This window comes from Actinobaculum sp. oral taxon 183 str. F0552 (assembly GCF_000466165.1).
GTDB lineage: Bacteria > Actinomycetota > Actinomycetes > Actinomycetales > Actinomycetaceae > Peptidiphaga.
Window position 1 is genome coordinate 1 of the sequence record NZ_KE951423.1, and the last position, 12,076, is coordinate 12,076.

Here is a 12,076-nt window from a genome sequence, read left to right on the forward strand (position 1 = left end):
CGGCGTCGTGCGGGGCGCGCGGGCCCTCCCGGGACGGCGGGGCGGCGTCGGCCGTGCGCGCCACGAGCCCGGTCGCCGACAGGAGGGCCCAGCACGGGTCGTCGGAGACCTCCAAGGGCACGCTCGCCTTCGCCGATCCGTCCGATTCCAGGAGGACCGTGCGGCGAGGGGTCCCGTGGGCCTTGGCGACCTCCTCCAGTTCGCCGCCGACGACGTCGCGCAGGCGCTCGGGCGAATCGAGGATGCCGGTGAGCTCGGCGATGTCGTCGAGGAGCTCGGCCTTGCGCCGCTCCAGCTCGACGACCGAGTACTTCGTCAGGCGGCGCAGCCGCAGCTCGAGGATGTACTCGGCCTGCTCCTCGCTCAGGTCGAAGGACTCGCGGAGCCGGGACCTCGCTTCGCCGGCGTCCTCGGAGGACCGTATGACGGCGATGACCCGGTCGATGTCCAGGACGGCGACGAGCAGCCCCTCGACGAGGTGGAGCTCCCTGCGGGCCCTGTCCAGGCGGAAGCGCGACCGCCGGCGGGTCACGTCCAGTCGGTGCTCGACGTAGACGCGCAGGAGGTCCAGGAGCCCGAGGGCGCGCGGCTGCCCTTCCACGAGGGCCACGTTGTTGATCCCGAAGGAGTCCTCCAGAGGGGTGTGGCGGTAGAGCTGGAGGAGCACGGCCTCCGGGTTGAACCCGTTCTTCACCTCGACGACGAGCCGCATGCCGTGGTGGCGGTCGGTCAGGTTCTGCACGCCGGTCACGCCCTGGATCTTCTTGGCGTTGATGGCGTCCTTGAGCTTGTCGATGATCTTCTCCGGGCCGACGAGGTAGGGGAGCTCGGTGAAGACGATGCCCTTCTTGCGGGCCGTGATGCTCTCGACGTGCGCGGTGGCGCGGGTCTTGAAGGTGCCCCGACCCGTGGCGTAGGCCTCGCGGACGCCCTCCAGCCCGACGATCTTGCCGCCTTCGGGCAGATCGGGCCCGGGGATGAAGCGCATGACGTCCTCGAGGGTGGCGTCCGGGTGCGTCAGGAGGTGGCGGGCGCCGGCCACGACTTCCACGAGGTTGTGCGGCGGCATGTTGGTGGCCATGCCCACCGCGATGCCGGACGAGCCGTTGACCAGCAGGTTGGGCAGGGCGGCGGGGAGGACCTCGGGCTGGGTGAGCGTGTTGTCGTAGTTGGGGACCATGTCCACGACGTCCTCGTCGAGCGAGGCCGTCATCGCCAGGGCCGCGGGGGTCAGGCGCGCCTCGGTGTAGCGGGATGCCGCCGGGCCGTCGTCGAGCGACCCGAAGTTCCCGTGCCCGTCAACCAGGGGGACGCGCATCGTGAACGACTGGGCCAGGCGCACCATCGCGTCGTAGATGGCGACGTCCCCGTGCGGGTGAAGGCGCCCCATGACGTCGCCGACGACCCGCGAGGATTTGACGTGGCCCCTGTCGGGGCGCAGCCCCATCTGGTCCATCTGGAAGAGGATGCGACGCTGGACGGGCTTGAGGCCGTCGCGGGCGTCGGGCAGGGCGCGCGCGTAGATCACCGAATAGGAGTATTCGAGGAACGAGGTGCGCATCTCGGAGGCGACGTCGATGTCGACGATGTTCTCCTCGACCGGAGCCTTCGCGGCGCCCTTCGTGGCTGGCTTTCCCATGCGAACAAGTATTCCCGCCCGAGGGCGTCCCCGACGCCAGGGCCGGGGTGATGTTGCCGACGTTGCCCCGGTGTGTGCACGGGGTCCCGCGATGAGACAATGGCTCGGTGACCGTCAATCGATACGCAGCGCTCGTCGGCGAACTGGAGGCCAAGGCCGGCGGGGACGCCCCCGTGCTCGCCGATGTGCGGTCGGCCCTCCGGCACTGCGGGAGCGTGCGGTCCTACTTCGTGCGCCCCCAGACCCTCTTCGACAGCGACTCGGTCTACGAGTCCTTCACCTGCTACGTCGTCGCGGGCTCGGCCCTGATCGTCGTGCTGTCCGACGTCTCCTACGAGTTCAGCCCCGAGGGCGAGGTCCTGACGACCGTCCAGGTCGTCCCGCTGCGCGCGGTCCGGGACTTCCAGCTGCTGAGGCGGCGCGCGCTGCCCGACGGCGGGGGCGAAGGGGACCTGTCGGCGCTGTCCATGAGGCTGCGATGGGGCGGCGCGTGGGCGGCGGACACGCTGCCCGCCGGATGCGACGACCCCGCGTGCGCGGCCGACCACGGCACGGTCTCCAGGATCTCGGGGGACGACGTGGAGATCCTCCTGGAGCCCGCGCTGGACGCCGAGACCCTGGCCAGGGGGACCGTCTTCGTCGAGGAGCTCCAGGCGATCCTCGCCGAGGCGGTGCTCGGGTGAGCGCCGGCCTTCCCGAGGGCGCCCCCGAGGGGTTCCTCGCGCCGGGGCCCCGTTCGATCCGCGCCAGTCTGTCCGCGGCGCTCGACGCCGTCGGCCTGCCGACCCGCACGAGCGTCTCGACGTCGGCCGAGGACAGGCGCACCCTCGGACTGCCGAGAGCCGAGCGGGTGTGCTTCGTCCTCGTCGACGGGCTCGGCGCCGAGAACCTCGCCGCGCGCAGCGGCCACGCCCCGACGCTGCGGTCCTTCACCCGCCTGGAGCCCCTGACCACGGTCGCCCCTTCGACGACGGCGGCGGCCGTCACCGCGGTCGGCACGGGCGAGCTCCCCGGCGTGACGGCCATGATGGGGTACTCGCTGCGCTCGCCGTCCACCGGCCGGCCCTTCTCCCTCATCTCGTGGGACGGGGGCCCCGACCCAGTTGCGTGGCAGAGCGCTCCCACGCTCTTCGAGCGCCTGGGAGAGGAGGCCCGGGCGTGCTGCGTCGTCCAGCCGTCCCGGTTCGTCGGCTCCGGCCTGACCCTCGCCGCCCTGCGCGGCGCGTCCGCCGTCGTGGCCGAGACCCTGCAGGACAGGGTCGAGGCGGCGGGCAGGGCGCTCAGGGAGGGCAGGCGGGCCGTCTACCTATATTGGGGCGACGTCGATCACGTCGGCCACTCCCGGGGCTTCGCCTCGCCGGAGTGGGTCGCCGAGCTCGAGCACCTCGACGCCGGGATGGGGCTGCTGGCCAGGACGCTCCCGAAGGGGACCCTGCTCGTCGTCACCGCCGACCACGGCATGGTCGACGTCGGTGAGCGCATCGACGTCTCGCAGGAGCCGGGGCTGGCCGAGGGCGTCGAGCTCCTGGCCGGCGAGGAGCGCGCCCTCCACGTCTACACGGGGGACGCGGCCCGGCTGGCCGAGCGCTGGCGGGGGATCCTCGGCGGGCGGGCCCTCGTCATGACGAAGGACGAGGCGCTCGGCACGGGGGTCTTCGGCCGGGCCGGCCGGCGCGCATACGAGGCGATGGGCGACGTCGTCTCCTTCCAGGCCTCGAATCTGTCCGTCGTGGACGGCTCCCTCCGCCCGCCGGGCGGCGCGCGCATGGTGGGGGTCCACGGATCCCTCACCCGCCAGGAGATGCTGGTCCCGCTCATCGTGGAGACCGTGTGATGGCCGAGCTCGTCTTCTTCTCGGGGACCATGGACTGCGGGAAGTCCACGCTCGCCCTGCAGACCGCGTACAACTACGAACGCAGGGGGATGCGCGGGCTGGTCTACACCCGCAACGACCGGGCAGGCCACGGGCGCCTGTCCTCCAGGATCGGTCTGGAGTCGCGCGCCGCGGAGGTGGACGGGGCCACCGATTTCTGGCAGGCCGTCCTCCGCGAGCGCGCCGGCGGGCGGAGGGTGGACTTCCTCATCTGCGACGAGGTCCAGTTCTACACGCCCGATCAGGTCGAGCAACTCGCCTGCGTCGTCGACGACGAGGGGATCGACGTCTACGGCTTCGGCATCGCCTCCGACTTCCGCACGCGCCTGTTCCCCGGCTCGGCCCGCATGATCGAACTGGCGGACAGGGTGGAGGTCCTCCAAGTCCGCTCGCTGTGCTGGTGCGGCAAACGCGCCACGCACAACGCCCGCACCGTGGGCGGCGTCATGGTCACGGAGGGGGAGCAGGTCGTCGTCGGCGACGTCGACTCGCCCGACGTCGGCTACGAGGTCCTGTGCCGGTACCACCACCGCAAAGCGATGACCGCGGCGACGGCGCGGGCGGCGCGCCGCATCCCCGGCGAGCGGGGGTCGCGCTGAGCGGCCAGGGCGTTCTCCCCGGGGGCAGTAGCCGTCAGCGCCGCCAGCCGGGAAGCCTTCCCGGGGGAGTGAGGAGCGGGGCGACAGGATCGGCGCCGCCGCGGCACAGCTCAACGGCCCTCCCGAGGAAGTGAGCGGAGACTCGGTGGTCTCGGCGTAGGCCTTGCGGCGCGCCCCAGCGGGCCGGGCGGCGTCCTGCGGGCGATCGGCGAGTCAGTCCTTCTTTCCGAAGACTATCTCGTCCCAGCTGGGCATGGACGGCCGGGAACCGCGCCTCTTCCTGCGGCGTCCCGGCAGAGACACGTCACCGGCGAGGGCGTCCGCCGCCTCCGCCGAATGGGCGCCCTGGAGGTTCGATCCGTCCTGCTCCCCGGGCTGCCTGCCCGACGGGGAGTCCGGGGCCTCTTCCTGACTGTGGCGGGCTTTCTGGCCTCTGCCCTTCTGGCTCCGGGACGCCCTGGACGGCTCTCGTCCCGTCGGCTCGCCCGCCGCCGCTTTTCCCCCGTCCGCCTCCTTCTCCTCCTCGTCGGGCCCGCCGCTCCCGCGGCGGGGGACCCCGCTCTCGGAGTCGGAGGGGCCCTCGGCGTCCGACGCGGGAGGGGCGGACGGGGCGCTCTCTCCGGCCGCCGCCCCCCGGCCGGTGTCCCCCTCGGGGAGGGTCGACCGACGCGGCAGGGTCAGGACCGTCGCGTCCTTCGCCTGCTCGGGCTGGGAGGGGGCCGGGTGCGCCCCCTCGAAGGGTTCGGCCGGCATGGGCCGGGCCCGCCCGCGCTGCTGGTCGAGCGTGGCCAGGACGTCCTCGATGGGCGCCCGCCGGGGGTCCTCGCCGTCCTCGTCCGACTGGTCGAACGCCGCGGGAGGCGTGTTCGCCGGGCGCCAGGGGGAGGAGGAGACCGGGAATTGGGTCTCGGAGAGCCAGGACCCCTCGTCGTCGAGGGCTTGGAGCGCCCGCCGTTCCAGGTCGACGTACCAGGAGGCGCGGTGCTCGCGGTCTCCCGTCACGAAGGTGGCGATGAGCGTCCAGGGCTCGCCGGATCTGCGAAGCGAGTCCCACGCGATGTCGTCGGGCCGCACGCCCCGGCCCAGGAGGCGCGAGGCGACGAGCTCCTCGATGGTCAGTCCGTCTCTGTCGTGGCCGATGGAGAAGGACCTGGCGACTCTGGCCGTGTACTCGCGCTCCGCGATGATCGGGTAGGCGAGGGCCGCCACGCGGGAGGCGGGCAGCGCGGACAATTCGCACACCTCGTCCACGGACATACCCTCGCGGATGTAGGCTTGTATCTCGCGGGGGCTCATCTGCCGGTCCGGCTCGGAGGGGTCGGCGGCCTGGCGGTCGCGGCGGAGCGCCGCGCGCAGGGCGTCCGTGATGGGCAGAACGTACCGGTTGCCTTCCGAGTCATTGAGCGTAAGCTGTTCGCCGTCGGGCTGGAGCCCGAGAAGCTCGAGTTCTTTCATGGCTCCCCTCGCTGATCGATGACGGTTCAAGACTGCCACAATCCGCACGTTTCGGGCCGATTCCGGCAGGCGTGTTGATGCGGCTCGGCGGTTGCGGCGATCACTGACGGCGATCGTGGCTGGACATGGGGTGAAAACCTGGTACATTGTGGGCGCACGCGTGAAAGGCGAACTTGCGCGTTCGCCCGGAGGCACCGGACTCCGGGGGATTTCGCGGTTGACACTGCCGCGTATGTCGACATGAGTGGAGCATGAAACGATGGCAACCGACTACGACGCACCGCGTAAACAAGACGAGGAACTTCGCGAGGACTCCCTCGAGCAGTTGAAGGCCCGTCGTTCCGAGCAGCAGTCCGGTTCGGTCGACGAAGACGAAGTGGAGGCCGCCGAGGGCTTCGAGCTGCCCGGCGCCGACCTGTCGAACGTGGAGCTTTCGATCAGCGTCGTCCCCGCGCAGGACGACGAGTTCACGTGCTCGCACTGTTTCCTCGTGCACCACCGTTCGCAGCTGGCGTATGAGGAGAACGGACTGCCCGTGTGCTCGGAGTGCGCGGCCTGAATCCCGAACCGGCGAGGCGCGCGCCCCGCCCGTCATGGAGGTAAGAATGGCCCTTTTCAGAAGGAAGCGGGGCGAGGACCCGGCCGACGAGGACCGGGACGCCTCGACGCCCGCCCCTCAAGGCGTCGGACCGTGGGACGAGTCCGACGCACCGCACCGCGACGATCTCCTCGACTGCGGGGCGCTGAGGATTCCCGTCCTGGACGCGGCGACCCTGCAGTTCACCGTCGACCGCACCCGCGACCTCGTCCTGGGCGCCGTCTACATCCTGGGGGACAGCGCGCTCCAGCTCCAGGTCTTCGCGGCGCCCAAGTCCCGCGGCATCTGGGCCGACGTCCGCGCGGACATGATCTCGTCCATCGCCTCCCAGGGAGGCTCCTCGCGCGAGGGCCACGGCGACTACGGCACCGAGATCAGAGCCCAGATGCCGATCGAGGGCCACCGTTCCATCAATCCCGTCCGCTACGTGGGGATCGACGGGTCGCGGTGGCTCCTGCGGGCGACGCTCACGGGCAAGGCCGCCGTCGACGACGACGCCTCGCGGGCCCTCCTGCACCTGGTCCTCGACGACACCGTCGTGGTGCGGGGAAACGCGGCGTTCCCGCCGCGCGACATCCTCCCCCTGAGCATTCCCAAGGCCGGACCCGTCAAAGAGGAGCGGCCCGCGCTCGAACTCCCCAAGCGGGGACCGGAGATCTCGGAGGTCCGGTGACCGCCGGGCGCCGCGAGCTGTCGGGCACGGTCACGGCCATCACGTATCCGGGGCTGGGATCGTCCCCCGTGCTGCGCATGAGCATGCGGACCGAGGACGGTACTGTCACCCTCGCCTTCCTCGGTCGCAGGGACATCCACTGCATCGAGGTCGGCAGCTCGCTGCGTGTCCGGGGAATCCTCGCCGGGCGCAGGGGAGCGGCCATCCTCTACAATCCCGACTACACGGTGACCCCGAGGGGGAAAGACGATGGCTGACGCGGACGGAAGGCGACTGAACGGCGGACGGGGGCTGGGAGCGGCCCTGGCCGCCGACTTCGACCCGTGGGCGGCGGTCGGCGGGGTCCGAGGGCTCGTCGAGACGACCGTCCCCGGCATCATCTTCCTCGTCGTCTACACGGTGACGAAGGACGTCGGGCTCTCGGTGGTGGCCCCGCTCGGCGTGGCCCTCGGCTGCCTGGCCGTCCGGCTCGCCCAACGCATCGACGTCCTGCCCGTCCTCGGCGGGCTGCTGGGCATCGCCGCCTCGGCCCTGTGGGCGTGGCGGACGGGGAGGGCCTCCGACTACTTCACGCTGGGGCTGATGACCAACGCCGCCTACCTGGCCGGGCTCCTCCTCTCACTGGCGGTCCGATGGCCCGCCCTCGGCCTGCTCATCGGCTTCGCCAGGGGGGACGCCACGGGGTGGCGTTCGGGCGGCTCCGACGACCGCCGCGCCACCCGGCGCCGATATGCGGTCATCACGTGGATGTGGGCGGGCCTCTTCGCGGCCCGGCTGGCCGTCCAGACCCCCCTCTACTACACGGACGCGACCGAGGCCCTGGCGGTCGTGCGGCTGATCATGGGCCCTCCCGTCTACGCCCTGCTGGCGTGGTTCACGTGGCTGCTCGTGCGCGGCCTGCCGCCGGTCCCCGCCCGCCGCGCCGCGGGCCGGGACGGCGAGGGCTAGGCCTCGGTCGCCTCGCCGCCTCCGCCGTCGCCGTCCTTTAGGCTTTCGTCGCCGATGAGCTCGCGGACGATGTCAAGATCGTCCCCCTCGCCGTCGACGTACAGGAAGAGAACCTGGTCCTCCGCCTCGATCGTCAGGTCGGGATCCGCCGTGAAGGGCACCCCGTCGCGCACGATCGCGTTGAGAACGACCGACGGGGGGAGCACCACGTCGGAGACCGCCATGCCGACCAGCGGGGCGTGGGCGGGCAGCGTCGTCTGAAGGAGCGCCGCGCCCGAGCGGTAGAACCGCATGACCGTCACGAGGCGCCCGTTGGACAGGGCGTCCTCGACGAAGGGGGCCATGACTCGGGGAGTCGAGATGGCCACGTCCACGCCCCACGAGTCGTCGAACAGCCATTCGTCGGCGGGGTCGTTGACCCGGGCGATCACCCTCTCCACGCCGTACTCCGTCTTCGACAGGAGCGAGATGACCAGGTTGGCCTTGTCGTCCCCCGTCGCGGCGACGACCACGTCGGCCTCCCCGGCCTGGGCGCGCTGCAGCGTCTCCGGTTCGCAGGCGTCGGCGAGGATCCAGTCCGCCTCGGGGACGGAGGCGATCTTCATGGCCGAGGGCTGCTTGTCCACGATCGTGATGTCGTGGCCGGCGTGCGTGAGCTCCTTGGCGACGGACCGGCCCACCGACCCCGCCCCCGCGATGACGACCTTCATTACGCGTCCTCCTTCGCCGGATGGTTGGCGATGCGCTGGACCGACCCCGCCCGATCGGCGGGGACGATGAGCCGGACCTCGTCTCCGTCCTGCAGGATCAGGCGCTCGTCGACGACCATGCCCCGTCCCAGCCGGGTCACGTAGGCCACCCTCGCCCCCGTCGCGGCCTCCAGGCCGGCGACGTCGCGCCCGAACCAATCCGGGTCGAGGTCGATGGCGACCAGCGCCACGCCCGCGCTGTCGTCGACGAACTCGTAGTGCGGGCCCAGGGGGATGAGGTGGCGGAAGACCTGGTCGGCGGCCCATTTGACGGTCGGGACGGTGGCGATGCCCAAGCGCTCGTAGACCTCTGCCCGGCCCGGGTCGTAGATCCGGGTGACGACGTTCGTCACGCCGAAGGTCTCGCGGACCACCCGCGCGGCGATGATGTTCGAATTGTCCCCCGAGGAGACCGCGGCGAAGCCCTGGGCGTCCTCGATTCCGGCGTGGACGAGGGCGTCGCGGTCGAACCCCGTCCCGGTCACCCTCTGGCCCGTGAACCCCTCCGGCAGGCGCCGGAAGGCCTCGGGGTTGCGGTCTATCACCGCGACGGAGTGCCCGTACTGCGAGAGGTTAGTGGCGAGCGTGGCGCCCACGCGCCCGCAGCCCATGATGACGAAGTGCACGCTGAGAACGCTACCTCAAACACGCTCGTGGCGTAGCCTGAGCACTGATGTCTAGAGAACCGTCCACTCGTGCGGCCGCCCGGTCGGGATTCGCGGACCTGACGATCGTCGTGGCATGCGCGGTGATCGCGCCGCAGATCGTCCTCCGGGCGGTCGCGGCCCCCAGGCAGAACGCCGGCACCGTCGCCGTCGCCGCGCTCGCGGGCCTGGCCGCCCTCGTCCTCGCCTTCGGCGGCTCGACGTGGATCGGGCGCCTGGCGCCCCGCCGCCGGTCCCATCAGCTCGTCAGGGACAACATCGGGCCGGGGATGGGCGTGGTCGCCGCCGCCGGGCGCTTCCTGTGCTACGTGCTCCTCGTCGTCCTGGGCGTCGGCCTGGTGGCCTCCGGGCTGACGGTCTTCCCCTTCGCCGACGGGCGAGCGCGCCTCGTCCTCGTCTGCCTCATCCCCCTCCTGGCACTGCCCGTCGTCGTGGGGCGCGGAGTGGACTCGCGAATCTACGCCCCCGTCGCCGCCCTGGGGGCGACGGCCCTCCTGGCGGTCCTGGCCGTCGGGCTCGTCCGCGAGCTGGCCGGCGGGCTTCCCGCCGTCCACGCGCGGGTGGTGGGCAGCGCGGCCGCCGTCCGGCTCGGCGAGGGCATGCAGTGGCGGAGCGTGGAGGCCTCCATCGGCGCCCTCTTCCCGGCCGGGCTCCTCGTCCTCCTGGCCGAGCGGGTGCTCGTCCCGCACGGGGGGCGCCGTCACGGCCCGGCGTGGCTGGCGCGCGCCTTCGTCCCGACGGTGGCGGCCATCGTCCTCACCCTGTACTTCTCGGTCTCCGTCGGGGTGCCCGGCTGGGCCCCGGACGTCCCGAGCCTGTCGATGGCCTCCGCCCTGTTCGGGGAGACCGGCCAGAGGATCGTCGCCGTCGTCTACGTCCTGCTCGGGTGCGCGACGGCCCTGAGCGCGTACGCACGCCTGCCCCAGCTGCTTCGCGAACTCGCCTACGACGGCATCCTTCCGCGCCGCCTCGCCTCCCGGGACGCGCTCAAGCCCCGGTTGGCCATCGTAGGGCTGACCGCGGTGCTCGCCGCCGTCCTGTCCAGTATGCTGCTCTCCACCCAGGCGGGGGCGACGATCTTCGTCGTGAGCGCCTTCGTCCACTTCGCCCTGACGTGCCTGGCCATGAGCATGCGCTCGCTCGGCGTCCTGAAGGAGTCGCTCGACCGCGACGAGCGCAAGCACGCCCGCGCCGCGCGGTGGGTGTTCCTCGCCCTGGCCGCGCTCTCCCTGGCGATCCTGGCCGTCACCCTCGTCGTCGAGCCGTGGTGGGTGCTCATCGCGGTCGTCGGACTGGCGATCCCCGCCGTCCTGATGCTCTTCTTCCGCCGCGGCATGGGCAGGGTCGTCCGGAGCCTGGCCGTGACCGACCTGTCCCGGGGGCGCCGGCTGCCCACCCGGGTGCACGGGGTCGTCCTGGCCGACGTCGTGGACGACCCGACCCTGCGCACCCTCAGCTACGCCCGCTCCCTGCGGCTGTCGAGCCTGACGGCGGTGACCGTCGACTACGACCCCGCCCGCACCAGACGCCTGCGGGAGGACTGGCGGGCCGCCGCCCTGCCGGTCGACCTCACCGTCCTGGGGACCCCGCAGGCCGCCACGAGAGGACACATCGTGGACTTCGTCCACTCCCTGCACGAGGAGCACCCCGAGGACGTCGTCACCGTCTTCTACCCGAGGCTGCTCGTCGCAGGCGTCTGGGAGGGCTACTTCCTGCGGCGCTCCCTGCCGAAGGTCGTCGCCGACCTGCGCCACGAGCGCGGGGTCATCCTCGCCGAGGTCCCCTACCTCTACGAAGCTCCGGAGGAGACGCATGATTGACATCGACCTGACCGACATCGCCCACGGAGGCGCATGCGTCGGACGCGCCCCGGACGGGCGCGTCGTCTTCGCGCGCTTCGGCCTGCCGGGGGAGAGGGTCCGCGTCGAGGTGACCGGCGAGCGCTCCAGCCTCGTGCGGGGCGACGTCGTCGAGGTCCTCTCCGGTCCCTCCGAGCACCGGGTCCAGACCGCCTGGCCCGAGGCCGGCCCGCTCGGCGTGGGCGGAGCCGAGCTGGGCCACGTGGCCTTCGACTTCCAGGCCCGATGGAAGACCCACGTCCTGCGCGCCACGCTCGCCCGCGTCGGCGGGGCCGGCCTCGCCGCGCACCTGGCCGACCGCGGCGTCGACTGCCGAGTCCGGCCGATGGACGGCGACGCGCGCACCGGAGGGTGGGCCACCCGCACCCGCGTCGAGTTCGTCGTCGGCGAGGACGGAACCCCCTCCATGCACCGGGAGGGCACCCACGACCTCCTGCCCGTCTCAGGCTTCCCGCTGGCCGTCGCCGACGTCGGCGACCTCGACCTCTTCGGGGCGTGGCGGCGCGCCTGGCGTCCGGGCCAGCGCGTGCGGGCGGTCGCGCCCTCCGGCTCCGACCCGGTGATCGCCGTCGGGCAGACCTGCTGGTGGGCGCCGGGATTCCGGGCCGACCGCTACGTGCGCGAGGACGTCGTCGTCGACGGCCGGCTCTACCCCTACCGGGTGCGCGCATCCGGCTTCTGGCAGGTCCACCGCGACGGGGCCGCCCAGCTCATACGGACGGTGCTCCGCGCCGCCCGCGTCGAACCCGGCGACGGCGTGGTCGAACTCTACGCCGGCGCGGGACTGCTCACCCAGCCCCTCGCCCTGGCCGTCGGCGACTCCGGCGGGGTGTGGGCCTTCGAGGGGATGCGCGAGGCGACGGACGACGCACGGGCGAACCTCCGCGACCTGCCCTGGGCCAGGGTTCAGACGGCGTCGATCACCGCCCGGTTCGCCCGGGACCTGGGCGGGCGGATCCTCGTGGCCGACCCGCCCCGCTCCGGCCTGGGGCGCGACCTCGCCTCGACGCTCGCGGCC

13 protein-coding genes are annotated in these 12,076 nt (G+C 72.3%); 9 read left to right on the forward strand and 4 right to left on the reverse strand.

Annotated elements, in window-relative coordinates; genetic code table 11:
- Positions 1–1,639: DNA gyrase/topoisomerase IV subunit A (locus HMPREF0043_RS04690; RefSeq protein ID WP_021601761.1), on the reverse strand; the 1,639-nt coding region annotated here is incomplete at its 3' end.
- Positions 1,640–1,746: 107 nt separating this feature from the next.
- Here HMPREF0043_RS04690 and HMPREF0043_RS11695 point away from each other — a divergent pair.
- Genes HMPREF0043_RS11695 through HMPREF0043_RS04705 form a run of 3 tightly spaced genes read left to right on the forward strand, consistent with a single transcriptional unit; the run spans position 1,747 to position 4,111 of the window.
- Positions 1,747–2,322: a DUF5998 family protein gene (locus HMPREF0043_RS11695; protein WP_021601762.1), complete on the forward strand. Its 576-nt coding sequence runs from the start codon at positions 1,747–1,749 to the stop codon at positions 2,320–2,322.
- Positions 2,319–3,473 (forward strand): alkaline phosphatase family protein, encoded by a 1,155-nt coding sequence (locus HMPREF0043_RS04700; RefSeq protein WP_021601763.1) that lies wholly within the window; start codon positions 2,319–2,321, stop codon positions 3,471–3,473. The genes HMPREF0043_RS11695 and HMPREF0043_RS04700 overlap by 4 nt, the downstream gene beginning before the upstream one ends.
- Positions 3,473–4,111 carry a thymidine kinase gene (locus HMPREF0043_RS04705; protein WP_021601764.1) on the forward strand — a complete coding sequence of 213 codons (639 nt, stop codon included), beginning with the start codon at positions 3,473–3,475 and terminating at the stop codon, positions 4,109–4,111. Before HMPREF0043_RS04700 ends, HMPREF0043_RS04705 begins: the two co-directional genes overlap by 1 nt.
- A 213-nt stretch (positions 4,112–4,324) precedes the next feature.
- Here HMPREF0043_RS04705 and sepH read toward each other — a convergent pair whose 3' ends face one another.
- Positions 4,325–5,566 (reverse strand): septation protein SepH, encoded by a 1,242-nt coding sequence (gene sepH / locus HMPREF0043_RS04710; RefSeq protein ID WP_021601765.1) that lies wholly within the window; start codon positions 5,564–5,566, stop codon positions 4,325–4,327.
- A 259-nt stretch (positions 5,567–5,825) separates the two neighbouring features.
- Here sepH and HMPREF0043_RS04715 point away from each other — a divergent pair, with 259 nt between their 5' ends.
- From HMPREF0043_RS04715 to HMPREF0043_RS04730, 4 genes are read left to right on the forward strand one after another with little or no spacing between them, the layout of a single operon-like run.
- The gene (locus tag HMPREF0043_RS04715) at positions 5,826–6,125 is read left to right on the forward strand and encodes a DUF4193 domain-containing protein (RefSeq protein ID WP_021601766.1); all 300 of its coding nucleotides are present in this window, start codon (positions 5,826–5,828) and stop codon (positions 6,123–6,125) included.
- A 46-nt stretch (positions 6,126–6,171) separates the two neighbouring features.
- Positions 6,172–6,837 (forward strand): DUF3710 domain-containing protein, encoded by a 666-nt coding sequence (locus tag HMPREF0043_RS04720; protein ID WP_040317873.1) that lies wholly within the window; start codon positions 6,172–6,174, stop codon positions 6,835–6,837.
- The gene (locus HMPREF0043_RS04725) at positions 6,834–7,094 is read left to right on the forward strand and encodes an OB-fold nucleic acid binding domain-containing protein (protein WP_021601768.1); all 261 of its coding nucleotides are present in this window, start codon (positions 6,834–6,836) and stop codon (positions 7,092–7,094) included. Before HMPREF0043_RS04720 ends, HMPREF0043_RS04725 begins: the two co-directional genes overlap by 4 nt.
- A complete protein-coding gene (locus HMPREF0043_RS04730) occupies positions 7,087–7,785 on the forward strand; it encodes a DUF3159 domain-containing protein (RefSeq protein ID WP_021601769.1) in 699 nt (232 codons plus the stop codon). The genes HMPREF0043_RS04725 and HMPREF0043_RS04730 overlap by 8 nt, the downstream gene beginning before the upstream one ends.
- Here HMPREF0043_RS04730 and HMPREF0043_RS04735 read toward each other — a convergent pair.
- Both HMPREF0043_RS04735 and HMPREF0043_RS04740 read right to left on the reverse strand, forming a co-directional pair.
- Positions 7,782–8,495 (reverse strand): potassium channel family protein, encoded by a 714-nt coding sequence (locus tag HMPREF0043_RS04735; protein WP_021601770.1) that lies wholly within the window; start codon positions 8,493–8,495, stop codon positions 7,782–7,784. The two genes, HMPREF0043_RS04730 and HMPREF0043_RS04735, sit on opposite strands and share 4 nt — an antisense overlap.
- Positions 8,495–9,160: a potassium channel family protein gene (locus tag HMPREF0043_RS04740; protein ID WP_021601771.1), complete on the reverse strand. Its 666-nt coding sequence runs from the start codon at positions 9,158–9,160 to the stop codon at positions 8,495–8,497. The genes HMPREF0043_RS04735 and HMPREF0043_RS04740 overlap by 1 nt, the downstream gene beginning before the upstream one ends.
- Positions 9,161–9,207: 47 nt before the next feature.
- Here HMPREF0043_RS04740 and HMPREF0043_RS04745 point away from each other — a divergent pair, with 47 nt between their 5' ends.
- Positions 9,208–11,019, forward strand: a complete 1,812-nt coding sequence (locus HMPREF0043_RS04745; protein WP_021601772.1) for an amino acid permease — start codon at positions 9,208–9,210, stop codon at positions 11,017–11,019.
- Positions 11,012–12,076 (forward strand): class I SAM-dependent RNA methyltransferase (locus HMPREF0043_RS04750; RefSeq protein ID WP_021601773.1); only part of this gene is annotated, 1,065 nt, incomplete at its 3' end. The genes HMPREF0043_RS04745 and HMPREF0043_RS04750, both read left to right, overlap by 8 nt.